At 59.7% G+C, this 14,815-nt stretch carries 16 protein-coding genes; 6 read left to right on the plus strand and 10 right to left on the minus strand.

The window, feature by feature from the left end:
* Positions 1-117: 117 nt before the first annotated feature.
* Both J5M72_RS15475 and J5M72_RS15480 read right to left on the minus strand, forming a co-directional pair.
* A complete protein-coding gene (locus tag J5M72_RS15475; RefSeq protein WP_169429464.1) occupies positions 118-1,191 on the minus strand; it encodes an AI-2E family transporter in 1,074 nt (357 codons plus the stop codon).
* Positions 1,192-1,227: 36 nt separating this feature from the next.
* Positions 1,228-2,283: a DUF2066 domain-containing protein gene (locus J5M72_RS15480; RefSeq protein ID WP_207866256.1), complete on the minus strand. Its 1,056-nt coding sequence runs from the start codon at positions 2,281-2,283 to the stop codon at positions 1,228-1,230.
* 376 nt (positions 2,284-2,659) lie between these two features.
* Between J5M72_RS15480 and purM the strand changes: the two genes are divergently transcribed.
* Genes purM through J5M72_RS15495 form a run of 3 tightly spaced genes read left to right on the plus strand, consistent with a single transcriptional unit; the run spans position 2,660 to position 5,090 of the window.
* Positions 2,660-3,718 (plus strand): phosphoribosylformylglycinamidine cyclo-ligase, encoded by a 1,059-nt coding sequence (purM, locus tag J5M72_RS15485; RefSeq protein WP_169429462.1) that lies wholly within the window; start codon positions 2,660-2,662, stop codon positions 3,716-3,718.
* Positions 3,718-4,368 (plus strand): phosphoribosylglycinamide formyltransferase, encoded by a 651-nt coding sequence (gene purN / locus J5M72_RS15490; RefSeq protein ID WP_207866257.1) that lies wholly within the window; start codon positions 3,718-3,720, stop codon positions 4,366-4,368. The genes purM and purN overlap by 1 nt, the downstream gene beginning before the upstream one ends.
* Positions 4,369-4,376: 8 nt before the next feature.
* Positions 4,377-5,090 (plus strand): DUF3108 domain-containing protein, encoded by a 714-nt coding sequence (locus J5M72_RS15495; protein ID WP_169429460.1) that lies wholly within the window; start codon positions 4,377-4,379, stop codon positions 5,088-5,090.
* Positions 5,091-5,142: 52 nt separating this feature from the next.
* On the opposite strand, the gene J5M72_RS15500 is transcribed toward J5M72_RS15495, so the two are convergent.
* Positions 5,143-6,768, minus strand: a complete 1,626-nt coding sequence (locus J5M72_RS15500; RefSeq protein WP_169429459.1) for a methyl-accepting chemotaxis protein — start codon at positions 6,766-6,768, stop codon at positions 5,143-5,145.
* Between the two features lie 130 nt (positions 6,769-6,898).
* Entirely contained in the window at positions 6,899-7,954 is a 1,056-nt protein-coding gene (locus J5M72_RS15505) for an amidohydrolase family protein (protein WP_207866258.1), read from the minus strand.
* A gap of 128 nt (positions 7,955-8,082) precedes the next feature.
* On the opposite strand from J5M72_RS15505, the gene J5M72_RS15510 reads away from it, so the two are divergent.
* Together J5M72_RS15510 and J5M72_RS15515 are read left to right on the plus strand one after the other, a co-directional pair.
* Positions 8,083-8,499, plus strand: coding sequence for an OsmC family protein (locus tag J5M72_RS15510; protein WP_007959010.1), 417 nt, complete (start codon positions 8,083-8,085; stop codon positions 8,497-8,499).
* Between the two features lie 61 nt (positions 8,500-8,560).
* Positions 8,561-9,451: a pirin family protein gene (locus J5M72_RS15515; protein ID WP_169429457.1), complete on the plus strand. Its 891-nt coding sequence runs from the start codon at positions 8,561-8,563 to the stop codon at positions 9,449-9,451.
* A 42-nt stretch (positions 9,452-9,493) separates the two neighbouring features.
* Here J5M72_RS15515 and J5M72_RS15520 read toward each other — a convergent pair whose 3' ends face one another.
* The 4 genes from J5M72_RS15520 to J5M72_RS15535 all read right to left on the minus strand — a co-directional run bounded on the left by J5M72_RS15520 (position 9,494) and on the right by J5M72_RS15535 (position 13,202).
* Positions 9,494-10,222 carry a dienelactone hydrolase family protein gene (locus J5M72_RS15520; RefSeq protein ID WP_207866260.1) on the minus strand — a complete coding sequence of 243 codons (729 nt, stop codon included), beginning with the start codon at positions 10,220-10,222 and terminating at the stop codon, positions 9,494-9,496.
* Positions 10,223-10,290: 68 nt separating this feature from the next.
* Positions 10,291-12,195, minus strand: a complete 1,905-nt coding sequence (gene htpG, locus J5M72_RS15525; RefSeq protein WP_207866262.1) for a molecular chaperone HtpG — start codon at positions 12,193-12,195, stop codon at positions 10,291-10,293.
* Positions 12,196-12,276: 81 nt separating this feature from the next.
* Complete coding sequence (locus tag J5M72_RS15530) at positions 12,277-12,729, minus strand: PaaI family thioesterase (protein WP_207866264.1); 453 nt, start codon at positions 12,727-12,729, stop codon at positions 12,277-12,279.
* On the minus strand, positions 12,726-13,202 hold the full coding sequence (locus J5M72_RS15535; protein WP_085710556.1) for a PaaI family thioesterase: 477 nt from the start codon (positions 13,200-13,202) through the stop codon (positions 12,726-12,728). Before J5M72_RS15535 ends, J5M72_RS15530 begins: the two co-directional genes overlap by 4 nt.
* 156 nt (positions 13,203-13,358) lie before the next feature.
* Here J5M72_RS15535 and J5M72_RS15540 point away from each other — a divergent pair, with 156 nt between their 5' ends.
* A complete protein-coding gene (locus J5M72_RS15540; RefSeq protein ID WP_007959016.1) occupies positions 13,359-13,595 on the plus strand; it encodes a hypothetical protein in 237 nt (78 codons plus the stop codon).
* A 77-nt stretch (positions 13,596-13,672) separates the two neighbouring features.
* Here J5M72_RS15540 and J5M72_RS15545 read toward each other — a convergent pair whose 3' ends face one another.
* Positions 13,673-14,074: an MAPEG family protein gene (locus tag J5M72_RS15545; protein ID WP_169429453.1), complete on the minus strand. Its 402-nt coding sequence runs from the start codon at positions 14,072-14,074 to the stop codon at positions 13,673-13,675.
* The gene (locus J5M72_RS15550; protein ID WP_011333121.1) at positions 14,074-14,811 is read right to left on the minus strand and encodes a DUF599 family protein; all 738 of its coding nucleotides are present in this window, start codon (positions 14,809-14,811) and stop codon (positions 14,074-14,076) included. The genes J5M72_RS15545 and J5M72_RS15550 overlap by 1 nt, the downstream gene beginning before the upstream one ends.
* Between the last annotated feature and the right edge of the window lie 4 nt (positions 14,812-14,815).

Raw genomic sequence — 14,815 nt, forward strand, 5'->3', positions numbered from 1 at the left:
AATCAAAGGTTTGCGTTAACACGCTGGTTTTATGACAGTTTCTTTGGCGCACAGGCGTCAGCATTGCTTGCACGAGACGGGCCAACCCGGCAATCCACCGGGCGGCCCTCCCTCACGTTACAGCTTCGGATCATCCACTCCGCTGTACATGTCAGAGTCCTTGTACAAGTCATGAACGTGACGCACCAGCACCATGATCACCGCCGCCACAGGCAACGCCAGCAACACACCGGTAAAACCGAACAGCTCGCCGCCAGCCAGAATGGCAAAGATCACCGCCACCGGATGCAGGCCGATTCGATCACCGACCAGCAATGGCGTCAGCACCATACCCTCCAGGGCCTGCCCCACCATGAATACCGCGACAATCCCGATCATCGGGTACAGGTCGCCGCCGAACTGGAACAGCCCGGCAATCAGCGCCGCGCCGATCCCGATCACAAACCCCATATAAGGCACAATGGCCGCCAGCCCGGCGATCAGGCCGATCAACAGGCCCAGTTCCAGACCGACAATCATCAGGCCCGCCGCATAGATCACGCCCAGCGCCAGCATCACCAGCAACTGCCCCCGCACGAAAGCGCCGAGCACCTCGTGACATTCACCCGCCAGCGCCACCACGCGCTCTTCACGATCACGCGGCAACAGGCTGCGGATCTTGGCCATCATCACGTCCCAGTCGCGCAGCAGATAGAAACTGACCACCGGGATCAACACCAGATTCGCCAGCCAGCCGATCAGGGCCAGACTGGAGGCTGTGGCTTGACTCAGCACCACGCCGACGATGTCGGTGGTCTGGCCCATGTGCTCGGTGATCGCAGCCTTGACCTTGTCGAACTTCCAGAAGCCATCCGCCAGCCCCAGCTTCGACTGCGCCCAAGGCAGCGCCGTGTGCTGCAGCCAGTCGAGCATCTGCGGTGCCAGCTCGTAAAGACGCAGCAGTTGCTTGGCGAGCATCGGCACCAGCACCAGCAACAACGTGGTGACGATCAGAGTGAACACGGCAAATACCGCGATCACGCCCCAGGTGCGGGACAGTCCGAGGCGCTCCAGACGGTCCACCAGCGGGTCGAACAGATACGCAAGCAACAGCGCCACCAGAAACGGCGTGAGGATCGGATGCAGCAACCAGACAAACGCGCAAAGCAGGAGCACCCCACCGAGCCAGAACCAACGCCGCGTATCGGCCATGTAACACTCCATTGCTTCTATATATGAAAGAAAAACCTACCAGCGGAATCGCAACGACGGCGCCGCAGGAACCGGTGCCGGTGTAACGGCAGGCGCACCGCCTGGCACCGCAGGCTGCGGAGCCACCGGAGCCGGCGCCTCGGCCGGCATTTCCTGTAACTTCGCCAGCGACAACTGCGCCCGCAACTGATCGGCACTGCCGTTGACCCGATAGACGATACGATCGGCATCGACACTCTGCAGCCGCACACCAAAGGGTTCGAGCATCCGCAGCAACGTTGCGTAATGCTCCAGATTCATGCCCTGCACTTCCAGAGTCTGCTGCCCCGAGGCACCCGGTTTGGCGACAAAGCGAGGCGCCAGGCGCTCGGCGACCGCCAGCATCACAGCATCGGCAACAGCGGCCTGATCAGCCCCCTGCACGCTTCCCGCCTCTTTTTGATCCCCCAGCCACAAATGCCACTTGGCCTGCCACTGACCGCCTTCTTCACGGGCATGCACGGCGAGCAGTGCATCGGCGCTGTAACGTTCCGACGCGGCATTCAGCGGCGCGGGGTCGGAACCTTCGAGCGTCGGAGCGGTTGCAACCAATTGCTCACTCAGGTCCGCCAGCGGCAAACGCAATGGCAAACCTCTGTGTTGGGCGGCACGTCGCAACGGCGCGGCACTGGCCTGACCATCACCCACAAGACTCGCCCCCTCAGCGGAGTCGTTCAGCCACCAGCCCAGGATCGACGGCCGACTGGCGCCCCACAGCGACAACCCGGCACGGCGCAGCGCCTGCTCGGTGGTAGCCGGGTCGAAATCGACCTTCAATACTTCCGGCGGCCCGGCATCGAAACCGAACTGACTGATGATCTGCTGCGGATCCTTGCGAATCGGCGCCAGGCCGGGGTTCTGTGGCGCCTTCGGGTCACCGGTCAGACGCAACACCAGCGTATCCAGTGCAGCCTGGGTAGCGCGATCACGCTCCTCGGGCGACTGGCCATTAACCGGCTCGCGAACCTGATAAAGACCTTTGAGGTTTTCAGCCTGGCTCGCCAGACTGATGAGAGACAAGCAGCCCACAAACAGCAATTTACACAAACGCATGGAGAATTCCCGTCGACAAGAGCGGCTGGAACAGGCCGCGTGAACCGGATAGAGCAAGCCTGTGACCACAAGCCGTTGCAAAACATTCACACGCTGGCGGTAAGTTTTTGCACAGTCCTAACGATAGACGGTTCCTTATACAGGCACCCGTGATGTCACCCACAGCTTCAATTGCAAAATTTTTCGGCCGATATGGCCCTGCCCGTCGGCGCGAGGATGGCCGCTGCCCCTCAAGCCTGATAAAATCGCGCGCCTTCGCAGACCGGCAACAGCCGGGCACATCGAAATTCGCGTGAGGCAATCGCCCCCGTCGGTTTCGGCGTTCCCGCTGGACTCGGTCGTTACCCCTGAATCCCCTCCCCTAAAGGCCTGGATCATGAGCAAGCAACCCTCCCTGAGCTACAAGGACGCCGGTGTAGACATCGACGCCGGTGAAGCATTGGTCGAACGCATCAAGAGCGTCGCCAAGCGCACTGCGCGCCCGGAAGTCATGGGCGGACTGGGCGGTTTCGGCGCCCTCTGCGAAATCCCGGCCGGCTACAAACAGCCCGTACTGGTTTCCGGCACCGACGGCGTCGGCACCAAACTGCGTCTGGCACTGAACCTGAACAAGCACGACAGCATCGGCCAGGATCTGGTCGCCATGTGCGTCAACGACCTGGTGGTATGCGGTGCCGAGCCGCTGTTCTTCCTCGATTACTACGCCACCGGCAAGTTGAACGTCGACGTTGCCGCCACCGTCGTCACCGGTATCGGCGCAGGCTGCGAACTGGCTGGCTGCTCGCTGGTGGGCGGCGAAACCGCTGAAATGCCTGGCATGTACGAAGGCGAAGACTACGACCTGGCCGGCTTCTGCGTCGGCGTTGTAGAAAAAGCGGAAATCATCGACGGCTCGAAAGTCGCCACCGGTGACGCCCTGATCGCCCTGCCATCGTCCGGCCCGCACTCCAACGGCTACTCGCTGATCCGCAAGATCATCGAAGTCTCCGGCGCCGACATCGAAACCGTTCAGCTCGACGGCAAGCCGCTGACCGATCTGCTGATGGCCCCGACCCGCATCTACGTGAAGCCGCTGCTCAAGCTGATCAAGGACACCGGCGCCGTCAAGGCCATGGCCCACATCACCGGTGGCGGCCTGCTGGACAACATCCCGCGCGTTCTGCCAAAAGGCGCTCAAGCCGTGGTTGACGTGGCCAGCTGGACTCGCCCGGCCGTCTTCGACTGGCTGCAAGAGCAAGGCAACGTCGACGAAACCGAAATGCACCGCGTACTGAACTGCGGCGTGGGCATGGTCATCTGCGTGGCTCAGGAGCACGTTGAATCTGCACTGAGCAACCTGCGTGAAGCCGGCGAACAGCCTTGGGTCATCGGCCAGATCGGTGTCGCTGCCGAAGGCGCGGCCCAGGTCGAGCTGAAAAACCTCAAGGCTCACTAATGCCTAATACCTGTGATGTCGTGGTGCTGTTGTCCGGCACCGGCAGTAACTTGCAGGCCCTGATCGACAGCACGCGGACCGGCGACAGCCCGGTCCGCATCGCTGCGGTGATTTCCAACCGCGCCGACGCCTATGGCCTGCAACGCGCCAGTGACGCGGGTATCGCCACCCGCTCGCTGGATCACAAGGGTTTCGAAGGTCGCGAGGCCTTCGATGCCGCCCTGATCGAACTGATCGACGAATTCAATCCGAAACTCGTGGTACTGGCAGGCTTCATGCGCATTCTCAGCGCTGACTTCGTCCGTCACTACCAGGGTCGCCTGCTCAACATCCACCCCTCGCTGCTACCCAAATACAAAGGGTTACACACTCATCAGCGCGCGCTGGAAGCCGGCGACGCCGAACACGGCTGTTCCGTGCACTTCGTCACCGAGGAACTCGATGGCGGGCCACTGGTCGTACAGGCAGTAATACCGGTAGAGTTGCACGATTCGCCACAGAGTCTGGCGCAACGGGTTCATGTTCAGGAGCACCTGATCTACCCGATGGCCGTACACTGGTTTGCCGAAGGACGGCTGGCCCTCGGCGAGCAAGGTGCTTTACTGGATGGCCAGTTACTCGGGGCCAGCGGTCACTTGATTCGAAACTAGGAGATTTTATGCGTCGCGCCCTGCTCTTCGCTTGCGCTCTGCTCACCCTGCCTTTTGCGCAGGCGGCAGACCTTCAACCGTTCTCCGCCAGCTACACCGCCGACTGGAAGCAGCTGCCCATGAGCGGAACCGCCGAACGCAGCCTGACCAAGGAAGCGAACGGCGTCTGGAAACTCAGCTTCAAGGCTTCGATGATGATCGCCAGCCTGACTGAAGAAAGCACCCTGACCCTGGACAAGGACACCCTGCTGCCACAGTCCTACCACTTCGAACGTGGTGGCCTGGGCAAGGCGAAAAAGGCTGATCTGGACTTCGACTGGAACAACAAGCTCGTCACCGGCACCGACCGTGGCGACGCGGTGAAAGTCCCGCTCAACCGCGGCATGGTCGACAAGTCCACCTATCAATTGGCGCTGCAGCATGACGTGGCCGCCGGCAAGAAAAGCATGAGCTATCAGGTAGTCGATGATGGCGAAGTCGATACCTACGACTTCCGTGTGCTGGGTTCGGAGAAGGTCGAAACCAAAGCCGGCCAGATCGATGCGATCAAGGTCGAACGCGTGCGTGATCCGACACAAAGCAAGCGCACCACTGTCATGTGGTTCGCCAAGGATTGGGATTACCTGCTGGTTCGCCTGCAACAGGTCGAGACCGACGGCAAGGAGTACAACATCATGCTCCAGGACGGCACGGTCAACGGCAAAACAGTCAAAGGCAGCTGATTCAACAAAAAGCCCCGCAAACGCGGGGCTTTTTTCGCCTGTCGAACGCTGATCAGACCGAGAACCTGGCCACCATGCTGTTCAGGTCCACCGCCAGCCGCGACAGCTCCTGGCTCGCAGCGCTGGTCTGATTGGCCCCCGCCGAAGTCTGCATCGCCAGATCGCGGATGTTCATCAGGTTGCGGTCCACTTCCCGCGCCACGGCGGCCTGCTCTTCCGACGCACTGGCGATCACCAGATTGCGCTCGTTGATCAAGGTAAACGCCGAAGCGATTTCCTCCAGCGCCACGCCAGCGGCCTTCGCCAGCTCCAGGGTCGAGCGTGCGCGAATGTTGCTCTGCTGCATCGAGCTGACTGCCGAATCGGTGCCCTGCTGAATGCCGCCGATCATCTGCTCGATCTCCTGGGTCGACTGCTGAGTGCGATGGGCCAGCGCCCGCACTTCGTCTGCCACCACCGCAAAACCCCGCCCGGCATCCCCCGCCCGCGCGGCTTCGATCGCCGCGTTCAGCGCCAGCAGATTGGTCTGTTCGGCAATCGAGCGGATCACGTCCAGCACCTTGCTGATGCTGTAGACCTTCTGTGCCAGATCCTCAACTTGCGTAGCGTTGGCGGTTACGTCATCCGCCAGCAGCTCGATGGACGACACGGTCTGCTGCACCTGCTCGCGACCATGCTGGGCAATGCGATCAGACTCACGGGAAGCCTCGGAAGTCGCGACGGCATTGCTGGCTACCTCCTCCACGGCGGCGGTCATCTGGTTGACCGCCGTGGCGGCCTGCTCGATTTCCAGACTCTGCTGGTGCAGCCCTCGCGTCGCGTCTTCGGTAACGCAGCTCAACTCCTCCGAGGCCGAAGCCAGTTGACTGGACGACTCCGAGATTCGGCGGATGGTGTCACGCAGATTGTGCTGCATGCTTTTGAGCGCGTGCAGCAGCCGCGCCGGTTCGTCCTTGCCGGAGATGCTGATATCACCGGTCAGATCGCCACCGGCCACCACCTCTGCGACATTGAGCGATTGCGACAGCGGCAGCACGATGCTGCGGGTCAGCAATAACGCCAGCGCAATGGTAATCAGCGCGGTGATGCCGATCATCACCCCGACCCAGACCCGCGAATTGGTGAACACCAGCCGTGCGGCCTCAGTGGCCAGATTGGCGTTGTGCTTGTTCAGCTCGACCAGTTCACGCAGGGTCACTGCGATTTCATCCGCCAGCGGGCTCATTTGCCCGTTGAGAATGGCGGCCGCCTCCTCCACTCGTCCTTGAGCGGACAAGGTCATCACCTGCGCTTGAAACTCCAGATATTTGTGTTCGGCGACCTTGAAGCGGTCGAACAGCGCGCGCTCTTCGGGCAATACGATCAGGATGTCGTAACGTTGTTGGGCTTCGCTCAACACACTGCGCAGCTCATTGAGCTTGGCCACATTCTGGTCCAGGGCCTGCGGATCGCGATTGAGCAACAGACGCATGGTCAGGGCGCGCAGACGCAGCATGTCCTGACTCATTTCACCCACGGCCATCACGCTGGGCAGCCAGTTCTTGTCGACCTCGTCGGACTGGGCTCGCATGTTCGACATCTGCAGCAGGGCGAATGCGCCAAGGGCAAACACCATCAGCGCCAGCACGCCAAAACCCAGCCCGGCCCGGGGTGCAATATTGAGACTACGGATACTCATTGCTCTGGTTCCTTCCAAAAGCGCTGCATCAACCCTGCAGCTGGTTGCTCTAGAAGGTATCGGCCCTTTTAAAAAATGCGTAAGACCAAAACGCGATATCAAAAGGCCTTGATCCTACGAACCTCCGGCATTATCGATTCAGCGCGGGTTTGCCGGACTTGAGCGCTGTTCGCGGCAATATCGCCAGGAAGTTGTCCCGTGCGACTTTTTTCGCCACCGCTTCCGGCAAGGCGTCGAGAAACGGCTTGAAGCCGTGGATTTCCTTGCCGAGTTTGTTGAATCGCCCGACCACGTCCGAACCGAGCATGAAGCGATCCGGATAACGTTCCACCAGTTGCACCCACTCAGCTCGCGGTTGGCCCTTTTCATCCAGCAGATAAGGCGTCAGCAGGCTCCACGACAGATCAATGAACAGGTTCGGGTACGCCTCCAGCATTCGCGCGAGGGTCGGCAGCAGAAAATCCAGTTGCGTTTGATGACGATGGATTTCGGCACTGGTACCGGCATGGGCCCAGATGAACCGGGTGTGCGGATGATTACGCAGCGGCTCTTCGATTTCCTTCAGGTACAGCGGATTCTTCTCACGCTTGGAGGTGATGTTGGAATGCAACATCACCGGCAGATCGTTTTCGGCGGCCAGGTGATAGATGCGAGTCATGGCTTCGTTGTTGGCGCGTGGCGTGTCGCCAGAGGTCAGCGCGGTCAGGTCGTCGTGACGGGTGAAGACTTCGCCGATGCCCTGCCACAAGCCGGGATACAGATCGAGCATGCGCTGGATGTGCGCGGCGGAGTTCTTGTCGTTGGGATTGAAGCCTGAAAGGAACGGGTGAAAGTACTGGCGCTGTTCCGGGGCGAGTTTCTGCACCGCGTCGGCGACGATCACGTCAGTCGCGCTGTACCAATAGGCATCGGCATCATCGCCAGCGTAATAACGTGGGCGCTTCGGCTCGTCTTCGTGCCATTTCTTCGCCACGGGAATGCCGGAAATCATCACATGCTCAATGGAGTTTTCCTTCATGGCCGTCAGCAATTTCGGCATGCCGGCGGTTTCCTGGAAAAAATCCACGTAATGCAGGTGCGCGTCACTGTAGATGTATTCCCGGGCATTGGCGGCGCCGGTGAAAACCATCAGGCAGGCAAGACTCAAACGAAACACGGACACAAGCATTCTCCGGCAGACAGGCATAGCCTAGACCCTCGCCGGACAACGAGGGTTCACCCGGCAAGAAAGTGGAACGCGCCTGTGTGGGAATGCTCTATACCTGCAAGGTCTTTTTTGATCGAATCCCTTTTCCTACAGCTTGCGAGGTTCATATGACCGTTACCGTCAATACCGTGTCTGCCGAAGGTTTTCGCCACACTGTACAGATCGATGAACATGAACTGTTCGCCGATGTCCCGACGACCGCCGGCGGCGAAGGCTCGGCTCCGGAGCCGCACGATTACTTCGACGCCGCCCTCGGCGCCTGCAAGGCCCTGACCCTGAAGCTGTACGCTAAGAAAAAGGACATCCCGCTGACCGGCGTCGGTGTTGAAGTCAAACGCGACAACAGCCAGGAACAGAAAGGCAAATACGCCCTGCACGTGACCCTCACCCTCAAGGGCGTGCTCACCGATGCCCAGCGCGAAGAACTGCTGCGCGTCGCCGATCGATGCCCGATTCACAAGCTGATGACCACCAGCGAAGTCACCATCGAAACCCACGCGCCAGTCGGCTTCGACAGCCAGTAATCACCCCGACGACACCGGCGGGTTATGCTTCATGCATCACCCGCTCAGCCTGGAATGGACCATGGACACCCAACCCCTGATCATCCGCCCGCGCGCCGAAGACGTCGAAGGCCAGCCGATCCTGCGTCCGCTGCCGTCAGCCAAATGCCGCAGCGTCGGGCCTTTCGTGTTTTTCGACCACATGCTCGAAACGGTTTATCCGGCGGGCAAAGGCATGAACATCCGACAGCACCCGCACATCGGTCTGTCGACTTTGACCTATCTGTTCGAAGGGCAGATCCAGCACAAGGACAGCCTGGGTTCGGATCAGGTGGTCAGTGCTGGCGATGTCAGCTGGATGACGGCCGGCACGGCGATCGCTCACGTCGAGCGCACACCCGAACCGCTATGGGATCAGAGCTTCAAGATGCACGGCCTGCAAATCTGGCTCGCGTCGCCCAAAGATCACGAACAAGGCCCGGGGCATTACAGCCATCACCCGGCCTCGACCTTGCCGGTCAGCGATAACCTCGGCGTGCAGATCCGCATGATCGCCGGGTCAGGCTTTTGTCTGGAATCACCGGTGCCGGTGCTTTCTCCTACGCTCTATGCCGAACTGAAGATGCAAACCGCGACCACACTGCTGATCCCGACCGAGCATGAAGAACGGGCGCTGTATGTCTTGAGCGGTGATGTGCAATTGAACGGCGAAGCGGTCGAACCCCATGCGCTTGTGGTATTGCCGACCGGGGAAGAAATGAGTTTGTTCGCCGAGAGCGACAGCCACGCGGTGTTGTTCGGCGGTACGCCACTGGACGGGCCACGGCGGATCAACTGGAATTTTGTTGCGAGCGATCCGGCGGCAATCGATGAGGCGCGGCGCAAGTGGGCGGCCGGTGACTGGCCGACAGTGCCGGGGGAAGTCGAGCGGATCGAGCTGCCGAAATCACGCAGCGAGCCGACACCGCTTTAAACCAGCACTCCCACGCCAGGCGTGGGAGTGCTTTCAACCGAATCAGCCCTTGAACACTTCATCCAGCAAGTCATGCATCGACTTGAACGCCCGCACTGCGGTCTTCGCGTCGTACATCATCTTGCCCGGCACATTGGCGTGCGGATCGGTGAACGAGTGCACCGCGCCGCCGTAGCTCAACAACTGCCAGTCCACGCCAGCGGCGTTCATCTCGTCTTCGAATGCCGGCAACTGCTCTTTCGGCACCAACGGATCGGAAGCACCGTGCAGCACCAGCACCGAGCCCTTTATGTTCTTTGCGTCCGCCGGGTTCGGCGAATCCAGTGTGCCGTGGAACGACACCGCCGCTTTCACCGGGGCTCCGGTACGGGCCAGGTCCAGTGCACAGCAACCGCCGAAGCAGAAACCGAACACCGCCAGTTTCGAGGTATCGACCGCCGCCTCGCCCTGCTTCTGCAAGTGTTCGAACGCGGCCTGCATACGCTTGCGCAGCAGTGCGCGATCATTCTTCAGCGGCATCATCGCCGCACCGGCCTGATCGGCGTTCTGCGGACGCACGGCCTGGCCGTACACGTCAGCGATCAGCACCACATACCCCTTGGCCGCCACCGATTTGGCGATCTCTTCAGCGCCAGCGCTGACACCCATCCAGTTCGGCGCCATCAGCAGGCCCGGACGCGCGCCTTTGTGCTCGGCGTCGAACGCCAGGCGCCCTTCATAAGGCTGGCCGTCAATCTGATAGACCACGGAACGTACAGTGACTTGGCTCATTTCTGACTCCAGATTGGTTGAATTCCAGAATGAAAAAACCCGCCGAAGCGGGTTTTTCTACCGTTTGATCAAGCGGACAGCTCGACCAGCAGCTTGTTCAGACGGGTCACGTAAGCGGCCGGGTCTTTCAAGCTGTCGCCAGCCGCCAGCGCGGCCTGGTCGAAGAGGATGTGCGACAGGTCGCTGAAGCGATCTTCGCTGGCCTCGTTGTCGAGCTTCTCGATCAGCGGGTGGCTCGGGTTGAATTCGAAGATCGGCTTCGAATCCGGCACCTTCTGCCCGCTGGCTTCGAGAATCTGACGCATTTGCAGACCCAGGTCCTGCTCGCCGATCGCCAGAATGGCCGGCGAATCGGTCAGGCGATGGGAAACCCGGACTTCGGCCACGGAATCACCCAGTGCGGTTTTCAGACGCTCGACCAGACCTTCCTTCGACTTGGCGACTTCTTCTGCGGCCTTCTTGTCCTCTTCCGAGTCCAGGTTGCCCAGGTCCAGGTCACCGCGCGCGACGTCGACAAAGCTCTTGCCGTCGAACTCGTTGAGGTAGCTCATCAGCCACTCGTCGATGCGGTCAGTCAGCAGCAGCACTTCGATGCCTTTCTTGCGGAAGACTTCCAGGTGCGGGCTGTTCTTGACCTGCGCGTAGGTTTCGCCGGTGAGGTAGTAGATCTTGTCCTGACCTTCCTTGGCGCGCGCCAGGTACTCGGCCAGACCGACGATCTGCTCGCCGTCGTCGCCGTTGGTCGATGCGAAACGCAGCAGACCGGCAATTTTTTCCTTGTTGGCGAAATCTTCTGCCGGGCCTTCTTTCATGACCTGACCGAAGTTTTTCCAGAAGCCCTTGTATTGCTCAGGCTCGTTCTTCGCCAGTTTTTCCAGCATGTCCAGCACACGCTTGGTCAGCGCCGACTTCATCGAGTCGATGATCGGGTCTTTCTGCAGGATTTCCCGCGACACGTTCAGCGACAGGTCGTTGGAGTCGACCACGCCTTTGATGAAGCGCAGGTACAGCGGCAGGAACGACTCGGCCTGATCCATCACGAACACGCGCTGTACGTACAGCTTCAGGCCTTTCGGCGCTTCACGCTGATACAGATCGAACGGTGCGCGACGCGGCACGTACAGCAACGAGGTGTACTCGAGCTTGCCTTCGACCTTGTTGTGGCTCCACGACAGCGGATTTTCGAAGTCATGAGCGATGTGTTTGTAGAACTCCTGGTATTCCTCGTCCTTCACTTCGGTGCGAGGACGGGTCCACAGGGCGCTGGCGCGGTTGACGGTTTCCCACTCAACTTCAGGCTTCTCTTCGCCTTCGGCAGCGGCCACTTCTTTCGGCAGCTCGATCGGCAGCGCGATGTGGTCGGAATACTTCTTGATGATGTTGCGCAGGCGCCAGCCATCGGCGAACTCGTTTTCACCGGGTTTCAGGTGCAGGACGATGCGGGTGCCGCGCTCTGGCTTGTCGATGGTGGCGACTTCGAATTCGCCCTCGCCTTTCGACGACCAGTGCACGCCTTCGCTGGCGGCAGTGCCGGCGCGACGACTGTACACGTCAACTTTGTCAGCAACGATGAATGCGGAGTAGAAGCCCACACCGAACTGACCGATCAGGTGCGAATCCTTTTTCTGATCGCCCGAGAGATTCTTCATGAAATCGGCGGTGCCGGATTTGGCGATGGTACCCAGGTGGGTGATCACATCGTCACGGTTCATGCCGATGCCGTTGTCTTCGAGGGTGACGGTCTTGGCGTCCTTGTCGAAGCTCACACGGATTTTCAGTTCATCGCCACCTTCGAGCAACTCTGGCTTGGCCAGGGCTTCGAAGCGCAATTTGTCGACGGCGTCAGAGGCGTTCGAGATCAATTCGCGAAGGAAGATTTCCTTGTTGGAATACAGCGAATGGATCATGAGGTGCAGCAGCTGCTTCACCTCGGTCTGGAAGCCCAGGGTTTCCTTTTGAGTTTCCACACTCATGGTCATCAAACTCCAATCAGATGGCATTGGCCGCGACCCTGCTGGTCGGCGGCGGGTTGTTCTGTGAGTTGGGGGCGTGCTTCAGGATTTCAAGGGCTCATCGATTTTGAAATGCGCGCGGGCGGTAGCAATCGGTTCACTTTCGGTGCTTTGCCAGGCCGTGACCGCGACGTTGGCCACCCGCCGGCCCTGACGGCAGACCTGACACCGGGCCCAGGTGTCGCGAAACTGCCCGGCCCGCAGGTAATCGAGGGAGAAATCGATGATTTTCGGCACACCGGGCGCACCGGTGAAAATCAGCAAGTGCAGGGCGGCAGACAGCTCCATGAATCCGGCGATCACTCCGCCGTGGATCGCCGGCAATAAAGGGTTACCAATGTTGTCCTTGTTGGCCGGCAGCTTGAACAGCAGGTCATCTCCGACCCGCGAACACTCGACGCCGATGAGTCCGGCGTAGGGAATCAGTTTGAGCAGCGGCGCGTAGTCACCCTTCTCGTGAGCTTCTAGCAGTTGCAGCTTGAAATCATCGCTCATGGGTTCTCTCCCTTGATCGCGCCACCAAAGCCTTTTGTGCCTTTAAGACCCTTGCCCATGCGCATGAAGGTGCCGACGACATGCGCAATCGGTTGCTCGGGATCATCCTGATACGCGAAGCCGCGAGCGAAGATCACATCGGTGGTGACTCGATAACATTGGGCGAAGCCATAGACGTCTTTATGCGGCTCGGCGGCGTGCATGTAGTCGATGCGCAGATCAAGGGTCGGGCAGACTTCGAATTCCGGCAGCACGCACAGGGTGGCCATGCCACACGCTGTGTCCATCAGCGACGTGATCGCCCCGCCGTGAACCACGCCGGTCAGCGGGTTACCAACGATCTGTGCGCTGTACGGCAGGACCACGGTCAGGCCTTCGCTGCTGGCGCTGTGCACTTTCAAACCCAGTACCTGGCAGTGGCGCAGGGCCGAGAGAAAGCGTGTCGCGCGCTCAAAAACAGGGTTTTCGGCCATTTGATAATTACTCTTGTTAATCACTGCTCCCGGTAGTGGCAAGAACAGCAAAAGTTCCATTGCAAAACAAACTTATATCTGTGAGAAATGAGGAACTTAACCCTTGGGCCCGAGCTCTTAAGGCCAGTAGTTATTTTCCATAAGGAGAAACACCCCATGCGTAAGACTTTAGCTATTGCCTTGATGTTGACCGCTTCCCTCGGTCTCGCTGCCTGCGATAAAAAATCCGAGGACAAAGCTCAAGATGCCAACCAACATGCTGAACAAGCTCAGCAAGACATGAACAAAGCTCAGGATAAAGTGAACGACGCAGCGAAAGAAAACGCCGAAGCTGCCAAAGCTCAGGCTGAATCGAACGCTGCAGCGCAAGAAGAAGCTGCCAAGAAGCAATAAACCGCTTCTCGCTGGCAAAAAAGAAAACCCGCCAAGTGCGGGTTTTCTTTTGCCTGTGATTTTTTGCCCATGCCGCCTTAGAGCAAGACAGTTCTAAAAGTCGGACTAATCATCAACAACAATGAGCAAACTAAGCCGACCAGCCAGACCAGACTGCGCAGCGCGGGAATGTCCGCGAGGTAGAACCACAAATAGAGAATCCGTGCGATCACGAAGATGATCGCCAATGTATCGATGAGCCATCCCGCCGTCTGCGTCGTATGCGCCATCAGCACGCCGACGGCAAACAGGATGAAGGCTTCGATGCTGTTCTGGTGGGCGGCCAACGCCCGGGCTCCGTAACCGGTGAGCTGCGCCTGCTGCTGACGCGGCAGGTGGTTGTTGTAGCCACCCTGCTCTTTCATGGCCTTGCCCACGGGCATGCGCGCCACGTAGATCAACAACGCACTGATCAACACACACCAGAACGGAATACTCATCAAGCAGCCTCTTTGTTCGCTTCAGGCAATGGCGCCTCTGTAGGGGTATAGACCATTACATCGAGCACGTCGGAATGAAACTCGCGGCGATACAACACCAGCACAACGCCAGCGCTCATCAACATGAACAGCCACGGGCTGACGAACCACGCCAGCATGCTCATCCCGAAGTAGTAGGAACGCAGACCGAAGTTGAACTGGTTGGCCGCCATCGAAATCACCCGTGCCGCCCGTGAAGCGAACGCCTTGCGCTCCTGCTCGGAAACCTGACGCTCACCGATCATCGGGGCCGAGCCGACCAGAATGGCGGCGAAGTTGTATTGGCGCATGCACCAGCTGAAGGTGAAGAAGGCATACACAAACACCAGCGCCAGGCACAGCAACTTGATCTCCGACATACCCTGGGAGGCCTGCTGCACCATCGGGATGTCTGCCAGCAACGACACTGCACGCTCCGAAGCACCGAGCACAGTCAGAATGCCGGCCAGGATAATCAACGTGCTGGAGGCGAAGAACGACGCATTGCGCTCAAGGTTGCCGATCACGCTGGCGTCGGCGATGCGGTTGTCACGCAGCAGCATGCGACGCATCCAGTCTTCGCGGTACAGGTGCAACACACTGGCCAGGCACGCGGTGTCACGGCCCTTCCAGGTGGCATAACGGGTGTAACCGCCCCAGCAGATGACGAACCAGAGCGCGGCCAGCAGATGAATCAGGTTGGCTTGTATGAACGACATGCAA

It is taken from the genome of Pseudomonas sp. 58(2021) (assembly GCF_017491585.1).
Lineage (GTDB): Bacteria > Pseudomonadota > Gammaproteobacteria > Pseudomonadales > Pseudomonadaceae > Aquipseudomonas > Aquipseudomonas fluorescens_BT.

Coding starts and splice junctions, on each gene's coding strand:
- J5M72_RS15475 (WP_169429464.1), bottom strand. CDS start 1,191: ATGGCCGATACGCGGCGTTGGTTCTGGCTCGGTGGGGTGCTCCTGCTT.
- J5M72_RS15480 (WP_207866256.1), bottom strand. CDS start 2,283: ATGCGTTTGTGTAAATTGCTGTTTGTGGGCTGCTTGTCTCTCATCAGT.
- purM (WP_169429462.1), top strand. CDS start 2,660: ATGAGCAAGCAACCCTCCCTGAGCTACAAGGACGCCGGTGTAGACATC.
- purN (WP_207866257.1), top strand. CDS start 3,718: ATGCCTAATACCTGTGATGTCGTGGTGCTGTTGTCCGGCACCGGCAGT.
- J5M72_RS15495 (WP_169429460.1), top strand. CDS start 4,377: ATGCGTCGCGCCCTGCTCTTCGCTTGCGCTCTGCTCACCCTGCCTTTT.
- J5M72_RS15500 (WP_169429459.1), bottom strand. CDS start 6,768: ATGAGTATCCGTAGTCTCAATATTGCACCCCGGGCCGGGCTGGGTTTT.
- J5M72_RS15505 (WP_207866258.1), bottom strand. CDS start 7,954: ATGCCTGTCTGCCGGAGAATGCTTGTGTCCGTGTTTCGTTTGAGTCTT.
- J5M72_RS15510 (WP_007959010.1), top strand. CDS start 8,083: ATGACCGTTACCGTCAATACCGTGTCTGCCGAAGGTTTTCGCCACACT.
- J5M72_RS15515 (WP_169429457.1), top strand. CDS start 8,561: ATGGACACCCAACCCCTGATCATCCGCCCGCGCGCCGAAGACGTCGAA.
- J5M72_RS15520 (WP_207866260.1), bottom strand. CDS start 10,222: ATGAGCCAAGTCACTGTACGTTCCGTGGTCTATCAGATTGACGGCCAG.
- htpG (WP_207866262.1), bottom strand. CDS start 12,195: ATGAGTGTGGAAACTCAAAAGGAAACCCTGGGCTTCCAGACCGAGGTG.
- J5M72_RS15530 (WP_207866264.1), bottom strand. CDS start 12,729: ATGAGCGATGATTTCAAGCTGCAACTGCTAGAAGCTCACGAGAAGGGT.
- J5M72_RS15535 (WP_085710556.1), bottom strand. CDS start 13,202: ATGGCCGAAAACCCTGTTTTTGAGCGCGCGACACGCTTTCTCTCGGCC.
- J5M72_RS15540 (WP_007959016.1), top strand. CDS start 13,359: ATGCGTAAGACTTTAGCTATTGCCTTGATGTTGACCGCTTCCCTCGGT.
- J5M72_RS15545 (WP_169429453.1), bottom strand. CDS start 14,074: ATGAGTATTCCGTTCTGGTGTGTGTTGATCAGTGCGTTGTTGATCTAC.
- J5M72_RS15550 (WP_011333121.1), bottom strand. CDS start 14,811: ATGTCGTTCATACAAGCCAACCTGATTCATCTGCTGGCCGCGCTCTGG.